General features: G+C 65.7%; 25 protein-coding genes. 4 read left to right on the forward strand and 21 right to left on the reverse strand.

Annotated elements, in window-relative coordinates; all coding sequences use genetic code 11:
• Window positions 1–34: 34 nt before the first annotated feature.
• The 5 genes from phaC to prmB all read right to left on the reverse strand — a co-directional run bounded on the left by phaC (window position 35) and on the right by prmB (window position 5,283).
• Window positions 35–1,873 (reverse strand): class I poly(R)-hydroxyalkanoic acid synthase, encoded by a 1,839-nt coding sequence (phaC, locus tag E0702_RS09575; RefSeq protein ID WP_132043227.1) that lies wholly within the window; start codon window positions 1,871–1,873, stop codon window positions 35–37.
• A gap of 142 nt (window positions 1,874–2,015) precedes the next feature.
• Window positions 2,016–2,438 (reverse strand): phasin family protein, encoded by a 423-nt coding sequence (locus tag E0702_RS09580; protein ID WP_132043229.1) that lies wholly within the window; start codon window positions 2,436–2,438, stop codon window positions 2,016–2,018.
• A 203-nt stretch (window positions 2,439–2,641) separates the two neighbouring features.
• Window positions 2,642–3,127 carry a hypothetical protein gene (locus tag E0702_RS09585; protein ID WP_132043231.1) on the reverse strand — a complete coding sequence of 162 codons (486 nt, stop codon included), beginning with the start codon at window positions 3,125–3,127 and terminating at the stop codon, window positions 2,642–2,644.
• Between the two features lie 84 nt (window positions 3,128–3,211).
• Window positions 3,212–4,297, reverse strand: a complete 1,086-nt coding sequence (gene aroC, locus E0702_RS09590) for a chorismate synthase (protein WP_132043233.1) — start codon at window positions 4,295–4,297, stop codon at window positions 3,212–3,214.
• A gap of 32 nt (window positions 4,298–4,329) precedes the next feature.
• Window positions 4,330–5,283, reverse strand: a complete 954-nt coding sequence (gene prmB / locus E0702_RS09595; protein ID WP_132043235.1) for a 50S ribosomal protein L3 N(5)-glutamine methyltransferase — start codon at window positions 5,281–5,283, stop codon at window positions 4,330–4,332.
• Window positions 5,284–5,427: 144 nt separating this feature from the next.
• Between prmB and E0702_RS09600 the strand changes: the two genes are divergently transcribed.
• Window positions 5,428–6,000 (forward strand): Smr/MutS family protein, encoded by a 573-nt coding sequence (locus E0702_RS09600; protein WP_132043237.1) that lies wholly within the window; start codon window positions 5,428–5,430, stop codon window positions 5,998–6,000.
• A gap of 3 nt (window positions 6,001–6,003) precedes the next feature.
• On the opposite strand, the gene E0702_RS09605 is transcribed toward E0702_RS09600, so the two are convergent.
• From E0702_RS09605 to E0702_RS09615, 3 genes are read right to left on the reverse strand one after another with little or no spacing between them, the layout of a single operon-like run.
• The gene (locus E0702_RS09605; RefSeq protein ID WP_132043239.1) at window positions 6,004–7,080 is read right to left on the reverse strand and encodes a patatin-like phospholipase family protein; all 1,077 of its coding nucleotides are present in this window, start codon (window positions 7,078–7,080) and stop codon (window positions 6,004–6,006) included.
• A gap of 14 nt (window positions 7,081–7,094) precedes the next feature.
• Entirely contained in the window at window positions 7,095–7,973 is an 879-nt protein-coding gene (locus E0702_RS09610; RefSeq protein ID WP_132043241.1) for an alpha/beta fold hydrolase, read from the reverse strand.
• Window positions 7,970–8,779 (reverse strand): alpha/beta fold hydrolase, encoded by an 810-nt coding sequence (locus tag E0702_RS09615; RefSeq protein WP_132043243.1) that lies wholly within the window; start codon window positions 8,777–8,779, stop codon window positions 7,970–7,972. The genes E0702_RS09610 and E0702_RS09615 overlap by 4 nt, the downstream gene beginning before the upstream one ends.
• A 200-nt stretch (window positions 8,780–8,979) precedes the next feature.
• On the opposite strand from E0702_RS09615, the gene E0702_RS09620 reads away from it, so the two are divergent.
• Window positions 8,980–9,927: an AEC family transporter gene (locus tag E0702_RS09620; RefSeq protein WP_132043336.1), complete on the forward strand. Its 948-nt coding sequence runs from the start codon at window positions 8,980–8,982 to the stop codon at window positions 9,925–9,927.
• Between the two features lie 99 nt (window positions 9,928–10,026).
• Here the strand turns inward: E0702_RS09620 and sixA are convergent, their stop codons facing one another.
• The 8 genes from sixA to E0702_RS09660 all read right to left on the reverse strand — a co-directional run bounded on the left by sixA (window position 10,027) and on the right by E0702_RS09660 (window position 18,357).
• Window positions 10,027–10,503 carry a phosphohistidine phosphatase SixA gene (sixA, locus tag E0702_RS09625; RefSeq protein ID WP_132043245.1) on the reverse strand — a complete coding sequence of 159 codons (477 nt, stop codon included), beginning with the start codon at window positions 10,501–10,503 and terminating at the stop codon, window positions 10,027–10,029.
• Window positions 10,496–11,587 (reverse strand): NAD(P)H-dependent glycerol-3-phosphate dehydrogenase, encoded by a 1,092-nt coding sequence (locus E0702_RS09630; RefSeq protein WP_132043247.1) that lies wholly within the window; start codon window positions 11,585–11,587, stop codon window positions 10,496–10,498. The genes sixA and E0702_RS09630 overlap by 8 nt, the downstream gene beginning before the upstream one ends.
• Window positions 11,588–11,704: 117 nt before the next feature.
• Window positions 11,705–13,147, reverse strand: coding sequence for an NAD(P)(+) transhydrogenase (Re/Si-specific) subunit beta (locus E0702_RS09635; RefSeq protein WP_132043249.1), 1,443 nt, complete (start codon window positions 13,145–13,147; stop codon window positions 11,705–11,707).
• Window positions 13,148–13,163: 16 nt separating this feature from the next.
• A complete protein-coding gene (locus E0702_RS09640; protein WP_132043251.1) occupies window positions 13,164–14,735 on the reverse strand; it encodes a Re/Si-specific NAD(P)(+) transhydrogenase subunit alpha in 1,572 nt (523 codons plus the stop codon).
• A 246-nt stretch (window positions 14,736–14,981) separates the two neighbouring features.
• Window positions 14,982–16,889, reverse strand: a complete 1,908-nt coding sequence (htpG, locus tag E0702_RS09645) for a molecular chaperone HtpG (protein WP_132043253.1) — start codon at window positions 16,887–16,889, stop codon at window positions 14,982–14,984.
• Between the two features lie 106 nt (window positions 16,890–16,995).
• Window positions 16,996–17,466, reverse strand: coding sequence for a PaaI family thioesterase (locus E0702_RS09650; protein WP_132043255.1), 471 nt, complete (start codon window positions 17,464–17,466; stop codon window positions 16,996–16,998).
• Entirely contained in the window at window positions 17,459–17,959 is a 501-nt protein-coding gene (locus tag E0702_RS09655) for a PaaI family thioesterase (RefSeq protein WP_132043257.1), read from the reverse strand. Before E0702_RS09655 ends, E0702_RS09650 begins: the two co-directional genes overlap by 8 nt.
• A gap of 53 nt (window positions 17,960–18,012) precedes the next feature.
• Window positions 18,013–18,357: a YkvA family protein gene (locus E0702_RS09660; protein WP_132043259.1), complete on the reverse strand. Its 345-nt coding sequence runs from the start codon at window positions 18,355–18,357 to the stop codon at window positions 18,013–18,015.
• Window positions 18,358–18,596: 239 nt separating this feature from the next.
• Between E0702_RS09660 and E0702_RS09665 the strand changes: the two genes are divergently transcribed.
• Window positions 18,597–20,543 carry a transglycosylase SLT domain-containing protein gene (locus E0702_RS09665; RefSeq protein WP_132043261.1) on the forward strand — a complete coding sequence of 649 codons (1,947 nt, stop codon included), beginning with the start codon at window positions 18,597–18,599 and terminating at the stop codon, window positions 20,541–20,543.
• 102 nt (window positions 20,544–20,645) lie between these two features.
• On the opposite strand, the gene E0702_RS09670 is transcribed toward E0702_RS09665, so the two are convergent.
• Both E0702_RS09670 and E0702_RS09675 read right to left on the reverse strand, forming a co-directional pair.
• The gene (locus tag E0702_RS09670; protein ID WP_132043263.1) at window positions 20,646–21,290 is read right to left on the reverse strand and encodes a LysE family translocator; all 645 of its coding nucleotides are present in this window, start codon (window positions 21,288–21,290) and stop codon (window positions 20,646–20,648) included.
• A 10-nt stretch (window positions 21,291–21,300) separates the two neighbouring features.
• Entirely contained in the window at window positions 21,301–21,717 is a 417-nt protein-coding gene (locus tag E0702_RS09675; RefSeq protein WP_132043265.1) for an NINE protein, read from the reverse strand.
• Between the two features lie 251 nt (window positions 21,718–21,968).
• Between E0702_RS09675 and E0702_RS09680 the strand changes: the two genes are divergently transcribed.
• Window positions 21,969–22,175, forward strand: a complete 207-nt coding sequence (locus E0702_RS09680; protein WP_040187864.1) for a cold-shock protein — start codon at window positions 21,969–21,971, stop codon at window positions 22,173–22,175.
• Window positions 22,176–22,300: 125 nt separating this feature from the next.
• On the opposite strand, the gene E0702_RS09685 is transcribed toward E0702_RS09680, so the two are convergent.
• The 3 genes from E0702_RS09685 to E0702_RS09695 all read right to left on the reverse strand — a co-directional run bounded on the left by E0702_RS09685 (window position 22,301) and on the right by E0702_RS09695 (window position 25,855).
• Window positions 22,301–23,050: a hypothetical protein gene (locus tag E0702_RS09685; RefSeq protein WP_132043267.1), complete on the reverse strand. Its 750-nt coding sequence runs from the start codon at window positions 23,048–23,050 to the stop codon at window positions 22,301–22,303.
• 205 nt (window positions 23,051–23,255) lie between these two features.
• Window positions 23,256–25,247 (reverse strand): M48 family metallopeptidase, encoded by a 1,992-nt coding sequence (locus tag E0702_RS09690; protein WP_132043269.1) that lies wholly within the window; start codon window positions 25,245–25,247, stop codon window positions 23,256–23,258.
• Between the two features lie 11 nt (window positions 25,248–25,258).
• A complete protein-coding gene (locus tag E0702_RS09695) occupies window positions 25,259–25,855 on the reverse strand; it encodes a LemA family protein (RefSeq protein WP_132043271.1) in 597 nt (198 codons plus the stop codon).
• Window positions 25,856–25,950: the final 95 nt, after the last annotated feature.

Here is a 25,950-nt window from a genome sequence, read left to right on the forward strand (position 1 = left end):
CTTCCAGCTTATCGCTTAAGCCCAGCTTACAGCTTCAGGCTTCCGACGAAGTCGGGATTTCGCCCAGCACCTCGGGGATGGTCATTTTGACATAGCGTCCCGGCGCCGGTTCGATGATGGAGAGCTCGCCATCACCGGGCTGGCGTGCCGCCACCATCTTCTTGGCATCGACATAGCCATTGTCGGTCATCCACGCCTGCCAGTGGGGCCACCAGGAGCCTTCGTGCTGCTGGGCACCGGCCAGCCACTCCTCGTGGGTCTCGGGCAACGAATCGTTGGTCCAGTAGCCATACTTGTTCTTGTGCGGCGGGTTGACCACCCCGGCGATATGCCCCGACCCCCCCAGCACAAAGGTCACCGGCCCCTTGGGCAGCAGCGCCCCATAGTAGGTACTGTTCCACTTGGCGATATGGTCCTCCCGGGTAGAGAGGAAATAGCTGGGCGTGGAGATCTTGCGCAGGTCGATCTTGACCCCGTCGAGTTCGATGCCACCGGGCTCGACCAGCTTGTTCTCCATATACATATGGCGAAGGTACCAGCCATGGGTTGCCGCCGGCAGATTGGTGCCGTCGGTGTTCCAGTAGAGCAGGTCGAAGGGGGCCGGCACATCGCCTTTCAGGTAGTTGCTGATATAGAAGGACCAGAACAGGTCGTTTTCGCGCAGCAGGTTGAAGCTGAAGGCCATCACGCGACCATCCAGATAGCCGTCACGCTCCATCTTCGCCTCGATGCCCTCAAGCACCGGCTCGCTGAGGAAGGTGCCGATCTCGCCCGGATCACGGAAGTCCTGCAGCGTCGTCATGTAGGTAGCCGACTTGATCCGACGCCCACGGCGAGTGCTGGTGAGATAGGCCACGGTGGAGGCCGCCAGGGTGCCGCCGACACAGTAGCTGAGCAGGTTGACCGACTTCTCGCCGGTGGCCTGCTCGATCGCCTCGATGGCGGCGATGGGGCCCAGCTGCATGTAGTCGGCCCAGGTCAGGTCGCGCTGGGCCGGGCCCGGGTTGCGCCAGGAGATCAGGAAGACAGTGTGCCCCTGACCGACCAGCCACTTGACGAGGGAGTTATCCTCGCGCAGATCGAGGATGTAGTACTTGTTGATCCAGGGCGGAACGACCAGCAGCGGCGTCTTGTAGACCTGCTCGGTGGTGGGGGCGTACTGGATCAACTGGATCAGCTCGTTCTCATAGACCACCGAACCAGGCGTCACGGCGATGTTCTTGCCCACCTCGAAGGCGCTGCGATCGGTCATGGAGACATTGAGCCCCTCGGCGGAGTTGCTCAGGTCCTGGCGCAGGCGAGCCAGGCCATCGACCAGGTTCTGACCCCGGGTCTCCAATGTCTTGCGCATCACCTCGGGATTGGTGGCAACGAAGTTGGTGGGCGACATGGCATTGACCATCTGGCGGGCATAGAACCCCAGCCGGCTCTTCTGCTCGGTGGGCAGGTCCAGGCCATCGATCAGCTCCTCGACCAGGCGCGAGAAGAGCAGATACTGCTGCATGATCGCCAGATAGTAGGGGTCGCTGGTCCAGGCCTCATCCTTGAAGCGGCGATCGCCCTTGTTCGGCGTTACCAGCGGCTCGACCTGCTCGCCCGCCATGGCCCGCAGCCCGTTCTGCCATAACTGGACCTGATCCTGCATCAGCCGCGCCTGGGTCTGCCAGAGCTGTGGCGGATTGCTCATCAGCGACTCGGCCGCCGCCTGGAAGCTCTCCCGCATGTCCCCATAGACCGAATCGGCGGCATCGCTGGGCACCATGCGCTCCAGCAGGTCGCCCATCAAATGCCGATACTCCTCGCCGATCTGCTGAAGCTGGGCATTCCACGCCTCCAGCTCGGCCTCTGTCGGTGCTTGAACCCCTGGCTGCATTGAACCCTCCTGGTCCGTCGGCCATGTCATGCCGACATCAGATAACATGCACCGCCACCCTCACACAGAGAGGGCGGCGGATCGGACAGCGGCCCCGCGAGGAGCCGAATTGCGCCGGGTGACAGCGACTGAACAACTGTTCTCAGCTCTTGCTGGAGCCACCCCGTGAGGATTTCGACTTGGCCGGCTCACCGCTGTCCGCCGCAGACGCCTGCTTGGTAGCCTCGCCCATGGCCTTGGCTTGCTCGGTAAAGAGCTTCTCCATCTCGGCCTTGAACTCCAGGCTCATCTCGGAGAGCGCCTTGGCGTCCGCCATCATCTGCTGAGAGAGCTCGTTCATCATCTCGGCCTGGCGGGTGCCGAAATCACGCAGGCTGTCGGCATCCTGAACCTCGCTGGCATCCCGCATGCGCTCGGTGCCCATCTGACTGTAGCGCTTCAATGATTCCATCTGATACTGGGAGAGTTTCTCCATGTTGTTCAGCATCAGGGAGTTGAGCTTGCGCATCGGCTCGAAGAGCTGACGAGTCTGTTCGTTGAAGTTCTCGATCATTTTGTCCTGCATGACACATCCTCCCGAAGGGTGGTGTTAGGCGAGTGGCTCACCCAGCCATGTTGCACTGCACAAAGACTAGTCTGGCTCCAGTAGTGTTGCAAGACCGTATTGCAAGACCAAGTTGCAAGACCGTATTGCAAGACCATGCTGCATGGGGCCATGACGTCGAGATGAGACAAGACCTGGGGCTTATATCAGCATGGCGGTTTGCATCAGCTGTCGCGCTTGGTCCGCGAACGGGCGCTCGCAGCCCCCTTGGCGGACTTGGCACGGCTTGAGGAGTTGCCGCTGCTGGTCTTGGTGGAAGCACTTCTGGAACCCGCATCGGCCTTTTCGCTGTCCCTACCGGTCTTGGTCGCACGACTGTCCGTCCCCTCCTCGGGCTCGGACTGAGCGGCGGGCTGACCGGCCTGCTTGAGCATGTCGAGCATCATCTGCTGATAGGTACCAAAGCTGGACAGCCCCTGGGAGAGCCCCTGAGACAAGCCCTGCGATAGTCCCTGGGTCATGCCCTGCCCCATGCCGGTCTGCTGCAGGAAGGGCTGCATCAGGCTCATCGGGTCATAGCCCTCTACCCCGGACTCCATCTGTTTCTGGATCCGATCCAGCAGATCCTTCTGGAAGGCCGCCACATCCGGCAGCCCCAATGCCTGGCGAAACTCATCGGGGGTAAGGTCAAACTCGACGTTGATCTTCATGGTGTCAGCCCTGTCCGTTGGTCTGCCTCGCAGTGTAGCAGCCTATCCTGGCCTGCCCTCAACGAGATGGTCGTCAACGCGTCTTCATCGCAGTGTCGGGGTCTCGACGCTGACATCGGCGTTCTGGCCACGCTGACGCAGCAGGTGATCCATCAGGGTAAGCGCCATCATCGCCTCGGCGATCGGCGTGGCCCGAATGCCCACACAGGGGTCATGGCGCCCCTTGGTAATCACCTCCACCGGATTGCCCTGTATATCGATGCTGCGCCCCGGGGTGGTAATGCTGGATGTCGGTTTGAGCGCCAGGTGCGCGATGATCGCCTGTCCACTTGAGATACCGCCCAGCACACCGCCGGCATGGTTGGAGAGGAAGCCTTCGGGCGTCATCTCGTCGCGGTGCTCGCTGCCACGGCTGGCCACGGCGGCGAAGCCGTCACCGATCTCCACCCCCTTCACCGCATTGATGCTCATCAGACCATGCGCCAGCTCGGCGTCGAGCCGGTCGAACACCGGCTCGCCGAGCCCCGGCGGTACCCCCTCGGCCACTACCGTGATCTTCGCCCCTACCGAGTCCTGGTCGCGGCGCAGCTGATCCATGTAGGTCTCGAGCTCCTCGACACGACTGGCATCGGGACAGAAGAAGGGATTGGCCTCCACCGCCTCCCAACTCCTGAAGGCGATCTCGATGGGGCCAAGCTGGCTCATGTAGCCGCGAACGGTGATGCCCCGAGACGCGAGGTACTTCTTGGCGATGGCCCCGGCGGCCACACGCATCGCGGTCTCACGAGCGCTGGAGCGCCCCCCACCGCGGTAGTCACGGATACCGTACTTGTGGTGATAGCTGTAGTCGGCATGGGCCGGGCGGAACTGGTCCTTGATCTTCGAATAGTCCTTGGAGCGCTGATCGGTATTCTCGATCAGCAGGCCAATGGCGGTACCGGTGGTCAGCCCCTCGAAGACCCCCGAGAGGATACGCACCCGATCGGGCTCGCGACGCTGGGTGGTATGACGCGAGGTGCCGGGGCGACGACGATCCAGGTCGCGCTGAAGGTCCTCCTCGCTGAGCGGCAGGCCAGGCGGGCAACCGTCGACGATGGCGCCCAGCGCCGGGCCATGGCTCTCGCCGAAGGTGGTGACGGTAAACAGCTTGCCGAAGGTATTGCCGGACATGGGCGTTCCTCGAGTGATCGAAAGTCGGTGAATCAGGCGAAGGACGCCGCATGGGCGTCGAGTTCATCGGCAGTCAGGGCAAACACCCCCTGGCCACCGCGCTCGAAGTCGAGCCACAGGAAGGGCACCTCGGGGAAGGCCGCCTCCAGATGGTGATCGGAATTGCCCACCTCGACGATCAGCACGCCGCGCTCGGTCAGGTGTTCACGAGCCTCGCGCAGGATACGCCTCGTGATATCCAGCCCGTCCGCGCCGGATCCCAGTGCCAGCGCAGGCTCGTGGCGGAACTCGGCGGGCATGATGGCCAGATCCCGGGCATCCACATAGGGTGGATTGGAGACGATCAGGTCATAGCGGCCGGGAAGCGCATCGAACAGATCCGATGCCACTGCTCTCACCCGGGCGCCGACATCATGACGACTGATATTCTGTCGGGCCACCGCCAGCGCCTCCTGACTGATATCGGCGAGGTCCACCTCACTGGTGGGCAGATGCAGCGCCGTGGCGATGCCGATACAGCCGGAGCCGGCGCACAGGTCGAGCACTCGGTGTGGCGGCTCCTCGGGGAACCAGGCGTCGAAGCCCGACTCCACCAGTTCGGCAATGGGCGAACGTGGAATCAGCACCCGCTCGTCGACATCGAAGGGCAGGCCGGCGAACCACGCCTCTCCCAGCAGATAGGGCAGCGGCCGCCGATGAACGATGCGGCTGCGTACCAGGGCGACGATACGACTGCGCTCCATGGGTAGCAGGCGAGCGTCGAGCACCGCCGGGTCGACATTCCAGGGGAGATGCAGCGCGCCCAGGGTCAGGGCCACCGCCTCGTCCCAGGGCGAATCACTGCCATGGCCATGAAACAGCCCGGCCAGATGGAACTCGCTGGCCGCCCAGCGCAGGCAGTCGCGCAGGGTCAGGAGCTCGGCGGCGAGCCGGTCATCGGTGAGCGTCAGAGTGGAAGTCGCGCGCGGGGCGTGCTGATCGGCCAAGGGGGCACCTGAACGTCGTGAAATAATGGGTCAATGATTGTAACCCGGCCCACCGGTTCACAGCCACGCCACGCCGGGTATACTGGTCGCCCTTCGCTACCCAGCCGATACTGCCCATGAGCCCTGCCCCTTGAGCCCTGCCCCATGAACCAAAACCGCCACCACCTGGACGATGACGAGATCAGCGCCTTCCGCCAGGCCCTGCAGCAGGCCGGCGTCAAGCCGATCAAGCGCAATCGCGCCGACCCGGGTCGCCCGCGCCGCGAGGAGGCCGCCGCCGCCGCACGGCGAGCAGCCGCCCAGTCAGCGGGTGACGACAGCGCCAGCGGGCGAACCTCGGACGGCCGCGTGGAAGCGGTGCGCCCCTCGGAATATCTCGACTTCGCCCTTCCCGACCTGCCGTGGCGTACCCGCAGCCGTCTCAAGCGCGGCGAGATGGCCTGGGAGGCGGGGCTCGACCTCCACGGCTACACCCTGGAAGAAGCCCGCGAGCAGCTGGAGGGGTTTCTGCGCGATGCTGCCGTGGAACGACGCCGCTGTCTGCTGGTGGTGCATGGCAAGGCGTGGGGCACGGACGGCAACTACCCGGTGCTCAAGAGCCACGTCAATGCGTGGCTGCGCGAGTGGCCCGGTGTGCTGGCGTTCTGCTCGGCCGTGGAGGCCGAAGGCGGCACCGGTGCCGTCTATGTGCTGCTGCGCCGGCGGGGCGAGCGCTGAAGGTTATTCGGACGACCGCGTGTCGCCCGGCAGGCGTGGCCCGACGATGATGCCACGCCCCCCCCACCCCGGGTGGCTACGTCCTTCGTAGCGATCCAGGGCCTCCACCGCCAGCTGGCGCCCCAGGGTGATCAGCGCCTCGGCGCGATGAAACTCATAGGCGCCACATACCGTCTTGGGCACTTCGATCAGCACATCCGGTGGATACCCCGCAACCTTGTACTTGGCCAACGCCGCCTGGGAGATATCGAAGGAGGCCAGCGCCATGTCCAGGCGCCCCCACTGACGGCGGCGGCTGCTCTCTTCACTCTGTTCCCCCTGCTCGCCCTCCTCCCACTCAGAGCCATTCGAGCCTCCTCCCAGACCATCGATCCAGCGCCCGGCGGCACGTTTCACCTCCTCGATCCAGGCGCCGAACTCCTTCCCCGAAGCCGTTTCGGCGACCTCGCGCTCCAGACGCGCCGCCTCGGGAGGAAGCAACTCCTCCAGGGTCACCGGTCGCGGACTGTGGGCCGTCACGTTCACCGCCAATACCAGGTCCGCCGCCGCCGAGACGGAGGGGGTGATCGGCAGCGGGTTGAGCAGTCCCCCGTCGACCAGCACCTGTTGGCCACGATGGACCGGCGTGATCACCCCGGGGACGGCGATGGAGGCGCGGATCGCCTCGAGCAGTGGGCCGCTCTGGAACCACACCTCGCGCTGGTGGGTCATGTCGGTGGCCACGGTCGTCATCTGAATCGCCAGATCCTCGATGCGGGTATCCCCCACCAGGCTCTCCAGCTTGCTCATCACCTTGTTGGCCTTCATGGCGCCCATGGCACTCCAGGAGACATCCACCAGCCGCAGCACATCGAAGTAGTCCAGGCGACAGACCCAGTCGCGATAGGCAGGCAACTGCCCCGCGGCATAGACCCCCCCGACCAGCGCTCCCATGGAGCAACCGGAGACCGCCACGACTTCGTAGCCGCGACGCTCGACCTCCTCGATCACGCCGATATGGGCATAGCCGCGCGCCCCGCCACTGCCCAGCACCAGCGCCACGCGTTTCGGTTCACCGGAGGCTGCCGCCCTGTCGTTCATATCCTTGCGTCTCCTCATCTGTCCGACGGCTCCCTGCCGCTCACCGCCCAGCTAGCAATGGTCTCGGCCACCGCCGATACCGCCTCCGGCTCCAGGTGCAGGTGGTGACCACCCGTCAATACTCGGCGCTCGAGCCCAGGCAGCGCCGCACGAGCTGAACGCGCCCGCTCCGTCTCGCCCAGGATGCCGTCCTCCCCTTCGATCAGCAGCGTCGGGCAGGCGATCTCGGCCAGGCAGGCCACCACCTGCTCGGGGGTCAGTCGCACCGGCGAGGGGCGCGCCAGACGGGGATCGGTTCGCCACCCCAGCCGCCCGTCCTCCGACTCCTCCAGGTTACGGAGCACCACGGGACGGATGGCCTCTGCACGCACCGGTGTGGCTCCCCCTTTGACGCGCGCGAACACGGCCTCCTCTTCGTCAGCATAGCGCGCCGGACGCGAGGGTGAGCGACGGTGTCCCAAGAGGCCTCGGCGCAGCTGCCGCGGGGCCTCCTCGGCCCCAGTGGTCACCGCCCCGAGCCCATCGATCAGCGCCAGCCGCGCCACCCGCTCCGGCAGGGCGGCGGCCAGCAGGCAGGCCACCCCGGCCCCCATGGAGTGAGCCAGCAGGGTCGGGCGCGTGGCGCCCAGGGCGTCCGCCGCATCGAGCACATCGTCGCAGTAGTCCCAGATGGCATAGTCACCGGGGGTATGCCATGAGTGACCGTGGCCGGCGAAGTCGATGGCGACGATGTGCACCCCCAGCTGGCTGGCAAGCACGGGGGCCAGGCGCGAGAAGCTGGCGGCACTGTCCAGCCAGCCGTGCAGGGCCAGCCACAGAGGGGCCTCCGGCTCGCCCCAGGCCAGTCCTGCCAGACGCCCTTCGGCCAGGCTCAGGATCCGTGGCGAGATCATGATGCCTTCTCCAGCAACTCGTCCAGCGCGGCAAGCAGTTCCTGGCGCACCTCGACAGGGTGCTCCATGGGAAACATATGGGTGCCAGGCACCAGCCGCAGCTTGACCCCATGGCGAATCAGCCGGCGTCGGCGGCGCGGGGTCAGCAGATCGGAATCCTCACCAGCCAGGATGGCGTGGGGCACCCGCAGCCGCCGCGGCAGGTCGCCCAGATGGTCCGGCAGGTGGCGGAAGATCTCCACCTCGATATCGGGGTCGTAGGTCAGTAGAGCCCGGCCGTCATCGAGCAGTCGAGTCCCACCCTCGATGTAGTCGTCCAGGGCCTGCTCGGTGAACCGTCGAAACAGGCCTCGTCGGCGCAGATAGTGGCGCATCGCCTTCCGGTCGGGCCAGCTGGTGCGGCGACCCAGGCTCTTGCCAGCCGGCGTCACCCGATCCACCAGCCCCATCCGCTTGGCAGCCTTCATTCCCCAGGCGTCGATACCCAGCATCAGCGGCGGGTCGAGCATCACCACACAGCGAAAGCATTCCGGCGCCGCCTCGGCGGCCATGGCCATCAGCACGCCGCCCATGGAGTGGCCCACCCCGATCACCGGGGCGGCGAACCGGGCCACGACGCTCAGCAGCTCATCACGCAGTGCCTGCCAGTTATGCCCCACCGGAAAGTCGGGATGGTGGCCGAGGCGATCCACGGGATGGAGGTCGAAACGCTCCCCCAGCGGCGCCAGGAAGCTGTGATAGCAGGCCCCGGGGAAGCCATTGGCATGGGCGAACAGCAACGTGGGTCGGTCGGTGTTGGTGGACATGGTCTCTTTCCTGTGACGGGGCAGTTCAGGCACGGATGGCGGTAGCAGGCTAACGGGATTACCATGTTTCGCCAAGTCGACATCCCTCTACCAGGAGCGCCCGTGACCGCCCGCAAGCCCCGTGATACCCGCCTTCGCAATCGACTCTTCTTCGCTACCGTGCTCGCCGCCATGCTGGTCGGCTTCTGGTTGCTACGGTGATGGAAGCCCTGGCGACCTTCCAGGCCACCCTGGAGATCACCCTGCCGGTCTTCGCCATGGTGTTTATCGGCCTGGGACTCAAACGCGCCCGCTGGATCGATTCGGCCTTCGTCACCACCGCCTCACAGCTGGTGTTCAAGGCGACCCTGCCCACGCTGATCTTCTTGAGCATCATCCGCGCCGATCTCGAGGCGACCCTCAACCCGCGGATGCTCGGGGTGTTTGCCCTGGCCACCCTGGGCAGCTTCCTCCTCGCCTGGGGCTGGGCCTGGCTTCGCGTTCCCCTGGCCGACCGCGGCAGTTATATCCAGGGCGCCTTTCGCGGCAACTGCGGCATTGTCGGCCTGGCCCTGGCGGCGGGGATGTACGGCGACTACGGTCTCTCCGCCGGCGGCCTGCTGCTGGGTGTGGTGATCCTGACCTACAACGCCTTCTCGGTGATCGCTCTGGCCACCCATCAGGAGGAGGTCACGACCGACTGGCGCCAGATGCTGATGCAGATCGTGCGCAACCCGCTGATCCTGGCGGTCGTCCTGGCCATGCCGGTGGCACTGTCGGGGCTGGGTCTGCCCGACTGGGTGATCACCTCAGGGGAGTACTTCGCCTCCCTGACCCTGCCGCTGGCACTGATCTGTGTCGGTGCCACCCTCTCGCTGGAGGCCATTCGCCGCTCGGGGAGCCTGGCGGCCGATGCCAGCATGATGAAGATGGTGACGATCCCCGTGGTTTCCACCACGATGGCCTGGCTGGCCGGCTTCGAGGGGCGCGAGCTGGGGGTGATGTTCCTGTTCTTCGCAAGCCCCACCGCGGCGGCGGCCTTCGTGATGGCCAAGGCCATGGGCGGCAACGCCGTGCTTACCGCCAATATCATCGCCCTGACCACCCTGATGGCCAGCGTCACCATCACCCTGGGCGTGTTCGGCCTACAGATGGCCGGGCTGATATAGCCTTAGCCCCTGAGCGCCAAGGGCTCCATCGCTGGGAGCCGGCTTCTCGGAAAGCCCCGGCTCCCCTCGCGTTCTGCCAAGCCCTGCCCTGTCCCCAACTCAGTCCAGTTCGGCCGGCGTGACAAACCTTGCCAGCCGCGCACAGCCCGCCGCCCAGACATCGGCCTCGAGCTCGGCCACCGCGGCGGTGGGGAAGCCCAGGCCGCCATCCTCGCGCCCCTCCACGAGCACGCCGGCCAGCGCCCCCACCAGCGGCATATGGCTGACCAGCATCAGCGGCCGCCCCTGGGGCAGCTCGAGCAGCCAGTCGGCCACCGCGTGGGGCGAGTCATCCGGCGTGATGATCGACAGGGTCTCGACCTCGACACCCAGCGACTCCCCCAACACCGCGGCGCTCTGGCGGGCGCGCCGATAGGGGCTGGCCAGCAGGCGCAGGCACGCCAGGTCGTCGCGGCGACTTAGCCACTGCGCCACGCGCCGCACCTGCTGCAGCCCCCGAGGGGTCAGTTCGCGCTCGGCGTCGGGACTCCCTGGCCCCGCCTCGCCGTGGCGCATGACCAGCAGCCGCTCAGCCATGTTCACCACTCCCCGCATCACGTTTCGGTCCACTCTGCTCGCGGTGGGCGCGCTGTACATCCTCCCGGGCCAGCACGAACTCCACGTCGCTGCTCTGCTCACCCAGCATCAACAGTCGCGCCATCTCCTGGGCCGGCACTCCCTTGAACAGTACCTGATAGAGCCCCTCGGCCAGCGGCATGTAGATCCCTTCCTCCCGGGCCTTGTCGCGCACCAGGCGTACGCTGTTGACCCCTTCGGCTACCTGCCCCAGGGCCTCCACCGCCTGGTCCAGGCTGCGTCCCTCGCCCAGGGCGTAGCCGACTCGGTAGTTGCGCGACAGCTGCGATGAACAGGTGACAATCAGATCCCCCACCCCGGCCAGCCCCAGGAAGGTCATGGGGTTGGCGCCCTGGGAGACGGCGAAGCGGCTCATCTCGGCCAGCGCCCGGGTCATCAGCATGCTGCGCGTGTTCTCGCCCATGCCCAGGGCCGCGGCCATGCCGGCGGCGATGGCGTAGAGGTTCTTCAGTGCCCCACCCAGCTCAACGCCATAACGGTCGTTGCTGGCATAGACCCGGAAGTAGTCACAGCCAAGCGCCGCCTGTACCCGGGTACGGGTCTCGGGATCGTCGCTGGCGATCACCGTGGCGGTGAGCTGCTTGTCGGCCACCTCGGAGGCGAGATTGGGCCCCGAGATCACCCCGATATGGGGGAAACCGGTCTCCTCCTCGAGAATCTGGCTCATCAGCTTGAAGCCCTCTTCCTGGATCCCCTTGGTGGTGCTGACCAGGATCTGATCGGGGCTCAGATGCGTGCGTGCCTGTCGCACCACCTCGCCGAATGCCTTGGAGGGAATCGCCACCAGCACCAGGCCGGCGCCCGGCAGCACCTCGGCCATCTCGGTGGAGGCCACCACCGCTGGATTGATGGCATAGCCGGGCAGGTAGCGTCCGTTGACATGCTCTTGGTTGATCTGCTCGGCCAGCGCCGGGTCGCGCAGCCATTGACGCACCTCGGCCCCATTGTCGGCGGCGATGCTGGCCAGGGCGGTGCCGAAGCTGCCCCCCCCGAGCACCGCCACCCGCATGCGTTCTTCTGCCATGATGCACTCCGCAGGAGTTGATTGAGTGGGGGGATTGTAGCGAAAAAGACGCCCGGACCGTGACCGGTCCGGGCGTCTCGGGATGCGGCCCAAGACGGGCCGCGGAGGGGGAACGTGTCAGTCAACCAGATGCAGCAGCGAGTCGATGCTCTCACGCGCATCGCCGTAGAACATCCGGGTGTTCTCCTTGAAGAACAGCGGGTTCTCGATACCGGAATAGCCGGTACCCTGGCCACGCTTGCTGACGAACACCTGCTTGGCCTCCCACACCTTGAGCACCGGCATGCCGGCGATCGGGCTGTTGGGATCCTCTTCGGCGGCCGGATTGACGATATCGTTGGAGCCGATGACGATCACCACATCGGTGGAGGCGAAGTCATCGTTGATCTCGTCCATCTCCAGCACGATGTCATAGGGCACCTTGGCCTCGGCCAGCAGCACGTTCATGTGCCCGGGCAGGCGGCCTGCCACCGGGTGGATACCGAAGCGGACACTCTTGCCCGCGGCGCGCAGCTTGCGGGTCAGCTCGCTCACCGCATTCTGGGCCTGGGCCACCGCCATGCCGTAGCCCGGCACGATGATCACGCTGTCGGCATCGTTGAGCGCACTGGCCACGCCGCCCGCGTCGATGGCGACCTGCTCGCCCTCGATCTCCGCCGCCGGCCCCTGGGTACCACCGAAGCCGCCGAGGATGACATTGAGGAAGTTGCGGTTCATCGCCTTGCACATGATGTACGACAGGATGGCACCGGAGGAGCCCACCAGGGCACCGGTGACGATCAGCAGGTCGTTGGAGAGCGTGAAGCCGATGGCCGCCGCGGCCCAGCCGGAGTAGCTGTTGAGCATCGATACCACCACCGGCATATCGGCACCGCCGATGCCCATGATCAGGTGGTAGCCGATGAAGAACGCCAGGGCGGCGATCAGCAGCAGGGTCCAGAAGCCGGCACCGTTGAGGTAGAGGATGGCGAGCAGCAGCGAGAGCGCCGCGGCGCCGGCATTGAGCATATGGCCGCCGGGCAGCTGCCGCGGCTTGCCGTCGATCTTGCCAGCCAGCTTGCCGAAGGCGATGATCGAGCCGGTGAAGGTCACCGCACCGATAAACACGCCCAGCACGACCTCGATCTGCAGGAACATCAGCTCGTCCGGCGCCTTGGTGGCCACCAGGCCGGCAAAGGCCGAGAACTGGTCGGTGCTCGCCTCGATGGCGCGAGCCGCCAGCACACGGCGGCGCTCCAGGTCGGCGCTCCAGCCGACGAACACCGCGGCCAGACCGACGAAGCTATGCAGCGCCGCCACCAGCTGCGGCATCTCGGTCATGTCGACCTTCTTGGCCACATAGACACCGATGCCGGCGCCGATGACCATCATCGGAATCATCCAGCCATAGGCGCCGATCCCCGGCCCGAAGGCGGTAAAGAACACCGCCACGGCCATGCCGACGATGCCGTACCACACCGCCCGCTTGGCCTTCTCCTGATTGCTCAACCCTCCCAGGGAGAGGATGAACAGCACACTTGCCGCGATCGCCGCGGCAGACACGAATCCTTGACTCAGCATGGGTTGTCTCCGCGGATCACGATTTCTGGAACATGGCCAGCATCCGGCGTGTCACCAGGAAGCCGCCCACGATATTGATGGTCGCCACCAGCACCGAGATGGCCGCCATCAGCGTTACCAGCCCGCTACCCGAACCGATCTGCAGGAGCGCCCCCAGGATGATGATCCCGGAGATGGCATTGGTCACCGCCATCAGCGGTGTATGCAGCGAGTGGCTGACGCCCCAGATCACCTGGAAGCCCACGAAGCAGGCCAGCGCGAAGACGATGAAGTGCTGCATGAAGGAGGCCGGTGCCACCTGGCCGAGCAGCAGCATCAGCGCTCCCCCGACGCCCAACAGTGTCACCTGACGCTTGGTCTGCGCCTTGAAGGCAGCATGTTCGGCGGCCTTCTTCTCCTCCGGCGTCGGCTCCTTCTCCTTGGGCTTGGGCTTGGCCGCGGCGATCGCCTTCACCTTGGGCGGCGGAGGCGGGAAGGTGACTTCACTGGCGTGAACCACCGTCGCACCACGGATGACATCATCCTCCATGTCATGATGGATCTGACCATCCTTCTCGGGGGTCAGATCGGTCAGCATATGGCGGATATTGGTGGCATAGAGCAGCGACGACTGGGTCGCCATGCGTGACGGGAAGTCGGTATAGCCGACCACCGTCACTCCGTTGTCGGAGACCACTTTCTCGTCGGCCCGGGTCAGGTCGCAGTTGCCACCCTTCTCCGCGGCCAGGTCGATGACTACCGAGCCCGGCTTCATGGCCTGGACCATATCCTCCAGCCACAGCTTGGGCGCGGGCCTCCCGGGGATCAGTGCCGTGGTGATGACGATATCGATGTCGGGGGCTTGCTCGCGGAAGCACTCGAGCTGCTTCTCGCGGAACTCAGGGCTTGAAGGCGCCGCGTAGCCGCCCGTCTCGGAGCCATCCTGGCTCTCGTCGAAGTCGAGAAACAGGAACTCGGCGCCCATGGATTCGATCTGCTCGGCGACCTCGGGACGCACGTCGAAGGCGCGCACCACGGCCCCCAGGCTGGTGGCCGTGCCGATGGCAGCCAGACCCGCCACCCCGGCGCCGATCACCAGCACCTTGGCCGGCGGCACCTTGCCGGCGGCCGTCACCTGACCGGTGAAGAAGCGCCCGAAGTTGTTGCCCGCCTCGATTACCGCGCGATAGCCGGCGATATTGGCCATCGACGATAGGGCGTCCATCTTCTGGGCCCGCGAGATACGCGGCACCATGTCCATGGCCACCACGGTGGCGCCCTGGGCGCGACACTTCTCGAGCAGCGCCTCGTTCTGGGCCGGCCAGAAGAAGCTGATCAGGGTCTGGCCCTCGCGCAGGCGCTCGGCCTCCGTCTCCTCGGGCTCACGGACCTTGATCACCACCTCGGCCTCGCTCCACAGCGCATCGGCACCGTCGACCACGGTGACGCCGGCATTGTGATAGGCCTCGTCATCGAAGCCGGCGGCCACGCCGGCGCCGCTCTCGATCAGGCAGTCGTGTCCAAGCTTCTGGATGAACTTCGCGCTGTCAGGGGTCAGCGCGACGCGCGCCTCGCCCTTGGCGAGCTCCCTGGGTGCACCAATCTTCACGTTGGATCTCCCGGTTGGTTATTGAATTCGTGCATAGGTCAGGCTTTTTATTCATACCGTACAATGCCGCATTGCACAACCGTCGATTCAACGTCGAAGGCAAGGAGTAACGCAGCATCGGAGTGACAATTGGAGAAGTGCCACGCTGACCGGAAACAGACGAAAAGGCAAGTACCCAACAGCGGTGTCCAACGCAAGCAGGCCGCCCGGAGGCGGCCTGAAGATTGGTCATTCAATGCAGAGGAATCAGGCGCTCAGCAGGGCATTGAGGCGCTTGACGTAAGCGGCGGGGTCGTCGAGATGCCCCCCCTCGGCAATGATCGCCTGGTCGAGCAGGATGCGCGCCAGGTCCTCGAAGCCGTCGCCCTCGACGCCCTCAAGGCGGGCCACCAGGGCATGCTCGGGGTTGAGCTCGAGGATCGGCTTGACCTCGGGCATCGCCTGGCCGGCGGCCTCCATGATGCGACGCATCTGGAAGCCCATCTCGTGCTCGGGCAGCACCACACATGCCGGCGAGTCGGTCAGGCGATGGGTCACCTTGACCTCCTGGACCTCGTCGCCCAGTGCCTCCTTGACACGCTTGACCAGGTCCTCCTTGGCCTTGGCGGTCTCCTCCTGGGCCTTCTTCTCCTCCTCGTCCTCGATCTCGCCGAGGTCGAGCTCGCCCTTGGCGACGTCGACGAAGGCCTTGCCCTCGAACTCGGTGAGGTGGCTCATCAGCCACTCGTCGATGCGGTCGTGGAGCAGCAGCACCTCGATGCCCTTCTTGCGGAAGATCTCCAGGTGCGGGCTGTTCTTCGCCGCATTGAAGCCATCGGCGACGATGTAGTAGATCTTCTCCTGGCCCTCCTTCATGCGCGACACGTAGTCGGCCAGCGACTGGTCCTGGGTGGCGCTGTCGGTGTGGGTGGTGGAGAAGCGCAGCAGGCCGGCGATCTTCTCGCGGTTGGCGAAGTCCTCCGCCGGGCCCTCCTTGAGCACGCTGCCGAAGGTGTTCCAGAAGGTCTGGTAGGCATCACTGTCCTTGGTCAGCTTCTTGAGCATGTCCAGGGAGCGCTTGGTCAGCGCGCTCTTGATCTTGTCGACCTGCGGGTCCTGCTGCAGCAGCTCCCGGGAGACGTTGAGCGACAGGTCGCGGGTGTCCAGCACGCCCTTGATGAAGCGCAGGTAGAGCGGCAGGAACTGTTCGGCGTCGTCCATGATGAAGACGCGCTGCACATAGAGCTTCACCCCGCGGGCGCCGTCGCGCTCGTAGAGGTCGAAGGGCGCGCGGCCCGGCACGTAGAGTAGACTGGTGTACTCGAGCTTGCCCTCGACCTTGTTATGGCTCCAGGTCAGCGGGTCGCTGAAGTCGTGAGCGACGTGCTTGTAGAAGGCCTTGTACTCGTCGTCGGTGAGCTCGCTCTTGGGGCGCACCCACAGGGCGGTGGCCTCGTTGACGGTCTCCCAGCTGACAGTCTCGCTGCCCTCGATGTCGTTGCCGTCCTCGTCCTTGGCCGTCTCGACCTTGGGCATCCGCACCGGCACCTCGATGTGGTCGGAGTACTTGCGCACCAGGCTCTGCAGGCGGAAGTCGTCGGCAAACTCAGCGGCGTCCTCCTTGAGGTGCAGCACGATTTCGGTGCCGTGGGTCTCGCGCTCGACGTCGGCGACAGTGAACTCGCCTTCGCCCCTGGAGCGCCACTCGACGCCTTCCCCCTGTTCGGTGCCCGCCTTGCGGGTGCGCACCGTGACCTCGTCAGCGACGATAAAGCCGGAGTAGAAGCCGACGCCGAACTGGCCGATCAGCCGGGCGTCCTTCTGCTGCTCACCGGAGAGCTGCTTGAGGAACTCCGCGGTGCCGCTTCTGGCGATGGTGCCGAGGTTCGCGATCACCTCGTCGCGACTCATGCCGATGCCGTTGTCGCGCACGGTGACGGTGCGCGCCTCGGCGTCGTGCTCGATCTCGATGCGCAGCTCGCTGTCGCCTTCGTAGAGGGCATCGTTGTCCAGGGCCGCATAGCGCAACTTGTCGCAGGCGTCGGCGGCATTGGAGATAAGCTCGCGCAGGAAGATCTCCCGGTTGGAATACAGGGAGTGGATCATCAGGTGCAGCAGCTGCTTCACCTCGGTCTGGAAGCCAAGGGTCTCTTCATGTTGCGTGGCAGTGGTCATGTGGCGTGAACCCCCTCTTTCGACATGACGACGGTGGACGGGCCACCGACTCGGAACTGGCAATCGATATGGGGTTTCCGCAGGGGTTTTCAAGCCCCTGGGTGGCTCACGCCTGCCCTCCTTCGGGATCATCCAGCACAAAGTGCAGCCTGGCGGTGGCCACCGGTGTGGCTTCCTCCTTCTGCCAGGCACTGACCGTGACATTGGCCAGGCGTCGCCCCTCGCGCAGCAGCGAACAGCGCGCATGGGTCGGCACCAGCCGGGCGGTACGCAGATAGTCGATGGAGATATCGACGATGCGCGGCAAGCGCGGCTCACGGGTGGCCAGCATCAGGTCCAGGGTCGCCGCGGTCTCCATAAAGGCCGCCACCACACCACCATGCAATGCCGGCAGCATCACGTTGCCGACATTGCCCGCGCGAGGGTCGAGACGGAACAGCAGGCCATCCCCCTTTGGGTCCGGAGACGTCGTGACGCCGATGCGCCGCGCATAGGGCATCAGCTCGAGCCAGGCCGACAGATCACCCGCGTCACGGGTCCTGGTCAGCCACTCCACTCCATGAATGCCTTCAGGCATGGTCGTCCTCCTCCTGGGCAAACAGCGCCTCGGCAAATGCCGGCGGGGTGTTGCGCGACCCCAGCCGCACGAAGTTGCCGACGGCACGCGCCACTTCTCCCTCGGCCGACTGCCAGACGCGCCCCTCGGTGAATACCACCGAGGCGGTAACTCGCACGACCCGGGCCTCCACCAGCAGGTCCTGGCCGGCCACCGCCGGGCGGAAGTGATCGATGCGCAGATCGAGGGTCGGGCAGACCTCCGGCGCCGGCAATGCCGGCAGGACCGCCGAGCCACAGGCGGTGTCCAGCAGCATGGTCAGCACTCCCCCATGGACCAGCCCGCGTCTGCTGTCGCCCAGCAGCTCCGCGTGCCAGGGCAGGCGCATGCGAGTGAGCCGTGGCGAGGCCTCGAGCACCTCGAGGCCCAGCTCACGCGTATGGGGGATCACGTTGACGAAACGGGTCAGGGCACGCCGCCAGTCGGCGGCGTCGGGACGGGAGTCGGCGTGCATGGGGGGCTCGGCTTGGCGTGTTGTGATAAACAGCTGACAATCAAACGATCGTATCAAACTCCGCTGGAGTTATCCTTGCTCCTGTCAACGCTCTCCTCCCGCCAGGCACGATAGGGACCCAGGGAACTATCCACCCGGGTCAGCAACCAGCCGACGATCACCGCATCATCGAGCACGCCCACCAGCACCAGAAAATCGGGAATCAGATCCAGAGGCGAGATCAGGTAGACTAGCGCCGCCAGCATCCACAGGATGGCCATCCAGGGCACCGGACGATAGCCGCCACGCAGCACATCGCCGAGCATCGGCACGAACAGTCGCAGGGCCCGGGTAATCTGGCCGATCACACGGGAACGCCCGCGCAGCCGGGTCTTCAACTTGTCGCCCTTGCCTGCCATGGGCCTCTCCTTGCCATTTGCGAAAAAAAGTCATATACGCAAAAAGGTCATGTGTGCGAAGAAGGTCATGCGCGCGAGCGCGTGACCAGGTCGTACGCGAGAATAGAACGCCACGATAAGCGATTCGATGAGACGACGACAGCCTCGACGACGCTGTCGTGGTCGGGCGACACTATCCCCTAATCATCTCATCGGCGACGATGGGGGTTTACACTCGAATCGACGCTGGAGGGTTCCCCATGTCGTTGCGCCTCTCCGTACCCTGGCGTGCCCTGGCCGCCGCCACCCTGTGCTGCCTGCCGCTGCTGGGGCAGGCCGACGACCGCAGCATGCGCGAGGCCCTGCAGGCCGCCCGAGCCGGTGACTGGCAGCGGGTCGACGAAGCCGCCATTGCCGATCATGAACTGGCCGGTTACGTGACCTATCACCGCCTGCGCGACCGCCTGCCCGATGTGGCACCCCGGAGTGTACTCGACTTTATCGAGCGTCACGCCGACTCGCCCCTCGCCGAGTGGATGCGCGGCCAGGCGATCGATCGCTACGGCCGGGCCGGGCGCCATGCAGACCTGCTCCAGGTCGCCGCCGGAGAGCCCGAGGGCACCGCTCGGCGCTGTCACTACTACACCGCCCTGCTCGACCGCGCCCCCGCCATGGCGGCCGCAGGAGGTCGCCGGCTCTGGCGAGTCGGGCGCTCCCAGCCCGAGGCCTGCGACACTCTCTTCGACACCCTGAGACGCCGCGGCGAGATCGGCGAGGAGCAGATCTGGGAGCGCCAGATGCTCGCCTGGCAGGCCGGGCAGAGTGGCCTTGCAAGCTATCTGAGGGGCCTGCTGGGCAGTCGCTGGCACTCCGCCCAGCAGGCCATGGCTCGCGTCCAGGCGGACCCCGACGCGATCACCCGAATACCCGACTGCCTGGGTCCCGAGTGCCGCGGCAGCGGCCCCTTCTTCGCTGCCGCCATGCATGACCATGTGCGCGCCGACACCGCAGCAGCTCTTGAGGCGTGGCGCAGGATTGCCCCAGGCTTGAGAATCGCGGCCGAGCATCGTCAGACGATCGAGCATGACCTGATCTTCTACTCCCTGGTCCGAGACGTACGCTCCAATCGCGCCTGGGTGGATACCACCCTTCCCCAGCTCGTCTCACCGGACCTGCTCGAGCTTCGGATACGCACGGCCCTGGCCGATCGCGACTGGCGTGGCGTGCTCGACTGGATCCAGCGCATGCCCGAAGCCACCCGCGGGGACGAACGCTGGCAGTATTGGCGGGCACGCGCCCTTGAGCAGCTGGGTGACAAGGCCGCCGCCGAGCGCGCCTATGCCGTCGCCGCCGAGGAGCGCAGCTTCTATGGCTTTGCCGCCGCCGACCGGCTGGGGCGGCCCTATGCGCTCAATATGGAGCGCAACCAGATCGACGCCGCCTACCGAGACCGGGTGTCGCGCTGGCCGGCCGTAAGGCGTACCGAAGCCCTGCTACGCATCAACGAGCCGGGACTCGCCGCCAGCGAATGGTACGCCGCGGTGCGCCGTGCCTCTCCACAGGATGCTCGAGCGCTGGGCGACTACGCCCGCCGGCGAGGCTGGCATGCCAAGCTGGTTCAGACCACCATCGTCGGCCAGCTATGGGATGCCCTAGAGTGGCGCTTCCCCGAGGCTTATCGAGAGGACTTCCTGACATGGGGTCGCCGTACCGGAGTCGACCCCTACCTACTGATGGGCATTGCCCGACGCGAGAGCGCCTACAATCCCGAGGCGGTATCGCCGGCCGGCGCTCGCGGGCTGATGCAGGTGATGCCGGCCACTGCCACCCAGCTGGCTCGCCAGATGGGCATCGCCGACCCGGGCGCCTATGGTGTCCTCGACCCCCAGACCAACATCCGTCTGGGCAGCACCTATATTCGCGATATGCTCGAACGCTACCGTGGCAATCGACTGGCCGCCACGGCGGCCTACAACGCCGGCCCCGGCCGCGTGGACCACTGGCTACAGAGCAGCGCGACAGAGGCCTTCGACCTGTTCGTCGAAGGCATTCCGTTTCGCGAGACGCGCCACTATGTGCAGGCGGTGCTGACCTACCGGGCAATCTTCGAAAGCCTGGCCAACGGGGGCAGCAGCGAGGGTGTCTCGATGCTCACCCCCGCCGAGAAGCGGGTGCGCTACGACGGCTCGCTGCTAGCCCGGCAGTAAGCTGGAAGTCAGCATGTGACCTCCAGTACCCGCGTCAAGCTTTTCTTACAGCTTCAAGCTTAAGCCCGCGAAGCGGGCGTTCTTGCAGCTTAACGCCCGGCCTTAGCCGGGCTGGCGCTCCAGCGCCAGCCTGATGCCGAAGAGGATCAATACCGAGCCAGTCAGCCCGTTGAGCCAGCGTGCGAAGAGGGGGCTGGCCAGCCACCGACCTGCCCCACCCACCATCAAGGCCACCCCGATCTGCCACAGGTTGGCGATCACGAAGTGGACGCCCGCCAGGAACAGCGACTTGGCCAGTGCCGGGTCGCCCGGGGCGATGAACTGCGGCAGGAAGGCCATATAGAAGACCACGGTCTTGGGGTTGAGCACATTGGAGAGCAGCCCCTCTCGCAGGGGCTTCCAGGCCGGAAGCACACGCCGCTCGGCGCTCACCCCGGCCACCGGCAGCCCCTGGCCGCGCCGTGCCGCCAGAAGCGCCTGAGCCCCCAGCCAGACCAGATAGATGGCCCCGGCCAGCTTGAGCACACCGTAGGCCCAGGCCGACTGCAACAAGATCAGCGAGATTCCCAGGGCCGAGACGGCGGCGTGCACGAAGAGACCGCAGCAGATCGCCAGGCTGGTGAGCACCCCATCTCGCACTCCGCCACGCGCGGTGTTGCGGATCACCAGCAGGGTATCCACTCCGGGGGTGATCGAGAGCAGGGTGATGGCCACCAGGAAGGGCCAGAACTGGGCATCGATCCACATGATGGCTGGCCTACTCCGCGCGGCGAGCGTGGCGCATGGAGATCTGGTCGTTGAGGGTCCAGAAGTCGTAGAGCACCCCCAGCCCGAACAGACCGAAGGTCAGCAGATAGACGATGCCGCTCAGCCACTTGCCTTGATAGAAACGATGCAGGCCGAAGACACCGAGGAAGGTGAGCAGCAACCAGGCGAGCGAGTAGTTGATGGGCCCCGAAGTGAAGCGCAGGTCCGCCTGACGGTCCATGGCGGGAATCAGGAAGAGATCGATGAGCCAGCCGATGCCGAGCAGGCCAAGGGTGAAGAACCAGATGGTACCGGTCACCGGCTTGCCATAGTAGAAGCGGTGGGCACCGAGGAAGCCGAACAGCCACAGCAGGTAGCCGAGCAGCATGCTGTGGGTGTCGCGGGAGGTAAGGGGCTGGGCGGTCATGACGCTCTCGAATCTGGTGGGAGAGTGGCTCCGGGCGTGCTGGACGCCTCGGGGGTTTCCAACTAGAGTGATCTTGCGGGCTCGACATAGTCTCCCTGCGTCACACAGCGTGCGCAAGCCTTGTCGGGGCACCGCAATCGATGCACTGGCAGGCGAACGGTCGACATGACCGTCCCCGCCGGGCACCGCGGCAAGAGGCGATCCACGCGCTCGCGCCGGCAACACTATCCGTATGTTAAGGAAATTGATAAATGGCAACTGGCACTGTCAAGTGGTTCAACGACACCAAGGGCTACGGCTTCATCTCCCCGGACGACGGTGGCGATGACCTGTTCGCGCACTTCTCCGAGATTCAGGCTGAAGGCTTCAAGTCCCTGCAGGATGGCCAGAAGGTTACCTTCGAGGTGACTCAGGGCAAGAAGGGCCTTCAGGCCTCCAATATTCGCGCCGCTGACTAAGCGTCGACTCGACGGAACGGCATCGCCGAACCAACGATCAAGGCCCACCGTTCGGTGGGCCTTCTTGTTCTCGTTGGTGATGGTGAAATTGCCTTTGGGCAGCAGCATGTCGAATGGACCGCCCGCTACTCCTGGCGGGTTTCTTCAGCGGGTGCCGACACTTCGCTGTCCACCGGCTCGCCGTCGAAGCCATCGAATTCGGGAACTTCCCGCTCTATCTCCTCGAACTGCTGCTCCAGTTCCCGCTGCGCCTCCTCGAAGCGGCGCTCCTGCTCCTCGATGATCGCATCGATGTCCGACCTGGCGGCTTCCTCGCCGGCCCGCGGGTCCTCACCGAGGGAGGCGTCGATATCGATACTACTCTCGATGTCGCCATCCGCCATGGGCTCGGGTGTCCCCCTTTCCTGCTCGGCTTGCTGGAACTGCTCGTCGATGCGCCGCTGGGCCTCCTCAAAACGCCGCTCATTCTCCTCGATGATGGCATCGACATCCTCACGCGTCGCCTCTCCAGGCAGGGCGGCGCCGCCCTCCAGAGGCGTGGAGGGTGACTCGGCAAGGGTCTCGGTGTCGGCGGAAACCGTCGCATCGTCAGGGGTGGCTGTGCCAGACTCATCCGGCGCCGCCGGCTCCTCACCCTGGCCCGCAGTGGACGCCCCCTCCTGATTCAGCTCATCCGGTACTGGCGCTTCCTCCGTCTCTCCCGAAGCTTCCATGCCATCTGTCTCGTCGACGGCCGGGGCCGTTTCGCTCTCGACGTCCTGCGCCGGCCGGGACGCATCGGCATCGGGCGCCTGCTCATCACCGTCACCGCAACCGGCCAGGCCCAGCGTCAACAGCATGGCCAGCAGGGCCGGTTTCCAGAGTGTGGGGTTCATCCAACGTCTCCATCACGAAAAGGCCACATTGCAGCAGAGCGCCCCACTCCTCGCAAGACGACTGAAACCACAATGATGGCGAATACGAGTCGTTGGCCCGTTGCCTCGAGGTGGCGCCAGGGACACCCACTTCAGGCAACGGCGACTGTTGCTCTCTTCACCTCTTATAACACTCTCTTCCAACACCTTCTTCTCTCACTCTCGCCTATCCCCCGCTCCCATCACCTCCTACCCTGATCTCCCCATCACCGAGGCTCCCCAGTGGCAGTGGAACCCCCAGCGTCCAGGCCACCGCACGCAGCAGCTCGGCTTCCTCCGGGTCGACCCGGCCATCCTGCTCCACGCAGCAGACCATGGCAGCCAGCAGAGGGCCACGCTCCTGGTTGCGCAGCCGCGCCAGGCGGCCCAGCGCCCAGTCCAGCTCCCGGGGATTGGCAGGCTCGCTGACCAGATCCAACGCCACGCCCAGCACCGCAGCGACTCGTTCCAGTGCCGCCCGGGCCGCATCGGGATCGGGGTGGCCAGCCAAGGCCAGCGTCGACAGCAGCCGCGACAACGGTCCGGCCAGGTCAGCAAGGCGCCGATCCCGCAGGGCTCGCCGCTCACCCTCCAGACCCGCCCTTACCAGCCGATGCAGCGCCCACTGCAGTGCCCCCGGAGCCTGCTCGGCACTCATCAGCCCATCCAGACAGGTGCGAAAGCGCGCCCCCTCAGCGGGGTTCAATGCGCGCAGCGCGGGCAACGAAAGCTCGATCAGCGGCAGTCGGTCACCGGCCGTGAGACTCGCCAGTGGCTCGGCCAGGGCGTCAAGCTCAGTCAATACCTCGGGTAGTGCCTGGCGCTGGAGTAGCTCACGCTGGGCATCACGACTCTTCGGGTCGACCCCCATCAGGATGGCATAGACCAGCGCACGGGCCCCGAAGGGGTCATGGGCCGACTCCATCAACCGCTTGTCGATGCCCGCCAGGCGGCGGCGAGCGCTGGCCAGTGCCTTATCGTCGAGACGGCCGACACTGGCCACGGCGGCGGCGGCAACGCCGGTTCCGGCAGTGATCTCCTCATTTACCACCTTGCTCGCCTCTCCGCTCGCCCCTGCGCTCACTGCCTCACTCACGGCGCTTATGGACGGCGCCACAGATGGCCTCCGTTGCGAGGCGTGCTGACGCGGGGTCGGCGCGAAGGGCTCGGGCAAGCGACCGTCCCAGCGTGGCAGCACGCGGCGAATGCGCGTCTCAAGCGGAGGATGTGTTGAGGTCCATCGGCTCAGACTGCGCACCCCGCTGCCGAAGTAGAGATGGCTGAATTCGGCGGCATTTACCGCCAGCAGGCGCGAGCCGAGACGGTAGGCGGCCAGGGTCTGGAGCGCCCCCCCGATGCCCTCGGGATTGCGGGTGTATTGCACGGCGCTGGCGTCGGCCAGGAACTCGCGCTGGCGACTCACCGCGGCCTTGATCAGATTGCCGCACAGGGTGCCGGCATACCCCACCACCATCAGCGCCACTCCCAAGCCCAGCAGCGCCACATGCCCGCCGCCTCGGCGCGAGTCTCGCCGCTGCCCCCCGGCCATGCTCCGCAGCAGAAAGCGCCCTGCCAGGCCGATCACCAGGATCCCATGCAGCAAGGTCACCAGGCGCAGGTTGAGCCGCATGTCGCCATGCAGGATATGACTGAACTCGTGGGCGATGACGCCCTGCAGCTGGTCGCGATCGAGATGCTCGATGGCGCCACGCGTGATGCCGATGACGGCATCGTTAGGATCATGACCGGCGGCGAAGGCGTTGATGGCATCGTCATCCAGCAGATAGACCGGCGGCACGGGCAGCCCCGAGGCGATGGCCATCTCCTCCACCACGTGAAGCAGGCGGCGCTCACCCGCATCACGGGTGTCCAGTGCCAGTGGCCGCCCGCCCAGCGCCTCGGCCACCGCATAGCCGCCCACGCGCAGCTGCAGATGACGCACCAGGCCGCCGAGGATCACCACCGTCATCACTCCACCGGCCACCATGGCGAGAAGACTCGGTTCGAGCGCCGCCGTCAACGGATCGCCGGTGTGCATTCCTGTCGTATCCAGCATGACCACCGCCAGCGACACCAGCATGCAGGTCAATGCCACCAGCGCCACGACGGCGAGCAGAAGCAGCAGGACAAGTCGTCCGGAGAGGCGCCGGGCGCGATCCTGGGCCGTAAAGAAGTCCATGCGCCCCCCGCTCAGAAGCTGATGCGCGGGGCGGTCTGGATCTCGGCGCTGTCCTCGAACTCGAGCAGTGCAGCATCCTGCTTGTGGCCGAAGGAAGCCGCCAGGACCACCGGGGGGAAGCTCTGCTTGTAGGTGTTGTACTGCATGACGGCATCGTTGAACGCCTGGCGGGCAAAGGCGACACGGTTCTCGGTGCTCGTCAGGGTCTCGGAGAGCTGCCGCATGTTCTCCGAGGCCTTGAGATCGGGATAGGCCTCCATCACCACATTGAGACGGCCAAGAGCGGCTCCCAGCGCTCCCTCGGCTCCGGCCAGCTCGGCCATGGCGGCGGCGTTGCCGGGGGCAGCGGCGGCGTGCTTCAGGCCAACCTCTGCGGCATTGCGGGCCTCGGTCACCGCAGCCAGTGTCTCACGCTCGTGGCTCATGTAGGCCCGGGCTGTCTCCACCAGGTTGGGGATCAGGTCGTGGCGCCGCTTGAGCTGTACCTCGATCTGGGCGAAGGCATTCTGGAAGCGGTTCTTCAACGCCACCAGGCGATTGTAGATGCTGACGGCATAGATCAGCAGGGCAGCCAGCAGCACGACTGGCAGGATCATCGAGAGGTCCATGGCATCCTCGAGTGGCGAACAGGGAGTGGGGTAGCAGCGCTTACCGGCGCCCTGCTGCTACCTTAACCGCTGCCGGGGCCGTTGACGATTTCTCT

Source organism: Halomonas marinisediminis, from assembly GCF_004347715.1.
Taxonomy (GTDB): domain Bacteria; phylum Pseudomonadota; class Gammaproteobacteria; order Pseudomonadales; family Halomonadaceae; genus Halomonas; species Halomonas icarae.

Excerpts from the sequence above, each read along its gene's own strand:
- E0702_RS09690 (WP_132043269.1), bottom strand. The coding sequence starts at position 25,247 with ATGGACTTCTTTACGGCCCAGGATCGCGCCCGGCGCCTCTCCGGACGA.
- E0702_RS09675 (WP_132043265.1), bottom strand. The coding sequence starts at position 21,717 with ATGACCGCCCAGCCCCTTACCTCCCGCGACACCCACAGCATGCTGCTC.
- sixA (WP_132043245.1), bottom strand. The coding sequence starts at position 10,503 with ATGGCTGAGCGGCTGCTGGTCATGCGCCACGGCGAGGCGGGGCCAGGG.
- htpG (WP_132043253.1), bottom strand. The coding sequence starts at position 16,889 with ATGACCACTGCCACGCAACATGAAGAGACCCTTGGCTTCCAGACCGAG.
- E0702_RS09685 (WP_132043267.1), bottom strand. The coding sequence starts at position 23,050 with ATGAACCCCACACTCTGGAAACCGGCCCTGCTGGCCATGCTGTTGACG.
- E0702_RS09610 (WP_132043241.1), bottom strand. The coding sequence starts at position 7,973 with ATGATCTCGCCACGGATCCTGAGCCTGGCCGAAGGGCGTCTGGCAGGA.
- E0702_RS09660 (WP_132043259.1), bottom strand. The coding sequence starts at position 18,357 with ATGGCAGGCAAGGGCGACAAGTTGAAGACCCGGCTGCGCGGGCGTTCC.
- aroC (WP_132043233.1), bottom strand. The coding sequence starts at position 4,297 with ATGTCCGGCAATACCTTCGGCAAGCTGTTTACCGTCACCACCTTCGGC.
- E0702_RS09630 (WP_132043247.1), bottom strand. The coding sequence starts at position 11,587 with ATGGCAGAAGAACGCATGCGGGTGGCGGTGCTCGGGGGGGGCAGCTTC.
- E0702_RS09635 (WP_132043249.1), bottom strand. The coding sequence starts at position 13,147 with ATGCTGAGTCAAGGATTCGTGTCTGCCGCGGCGATCGCGGCAAGTGTG.
- E0702_RS09600 (WP_132043237.1), top strand. The coding sequence starts at position 5,428 with ATGAACCAAAACCGCCACCACCTGGACGATGACGAGATCAGCGCCTTC.
- E0702_RS09585 (WP_132043231.1), bottom strand. The coding sequence starts at position 3,127 with ATGAAGATCAACGTCGAGTTTGACCTTACCCCCGATGAGTTTCGCCAG.
- E0702_RS09620 (WP_132043336.1), top strand. The coding sequence starts at position 8,980 with ATGGAAGCCCTGGCGACCTTCCAGGCCACCCTGGAGATCACCCTGCCG.
- E0702_RS09695 (WP_132043271.1), bottom strand. The coding sequence starts at position 25,855 with ATGGACCTCTCGATGATCCTGCCAGTCGTGCTGCTGGCTGCCCTGCTG.
- E0702_RS09680 (WP_040187864.1), top strand. The coding sequence starts at position 21,969 with ATGGCAACTGGCACTGTCAAGTGGTTCAACGACACCAAGGGCTACGGC.
- E0702_RS09605 (WP_132043239.1), bottom strand. The coding sequence starts at position 7,080 with ATGAACGACAGGGCGGCAGCCTCCGGTGAACCGAAACGCGTGGCGCTG.
- E0702_RS09665 (WP_132043261.1), top strand. The coding sequence starts at position 18,597 with ATGTCGTTGCGCCTCTCCGTACCCTGGCGTGCCCTGGCCGCCGCCACC.
- E0702_RS09580 (WP_132043229.1), bottom strand. The coding sequence starts at position 2,438 with ATGCAGGACAAAATGATCGAGAACTTCAACGAACAGACTCGTCAGCTC.
- E0702_RS09655 (WP_132043257.1), bottom strand. The coding sequence starts at position 17,959 with ATGCACGCCGACTCCCGTCCCGACGCCGCCGACTGGCGGCGTGCCCTG.
- E0702_RS09670 (WP_132043263.1), bottom strand. The coding sequence starts at position 21,290 with ATGTGGATCGATGCCCAGTTCTGGCCCTTCCTGGTGGCCATCACCCTG.
- E0702_RS09650 (WP_132043255.1), bottom strand. The coding sequence starts at position 17,466 with ATGCCTGAAGGCATTCATGGAGTGGAGTGGCTGACCAGGACCCGTGAC.
- E0702_RS09615 (WP_132043243.1), bottom strand. The coding sequence starts at position 8,779 with ATGTCCACCAACACCGACCGACCCACGTTGCTGTTCGCCCATGCCAAT.
- phaC (WP_132043227.1), bottom strand. The coding sequence starts at position 1,873 with ATGCAGCCAGGGGTTCAAGCACCGACAGAGGCCGAGCTGGAGGCGTGG.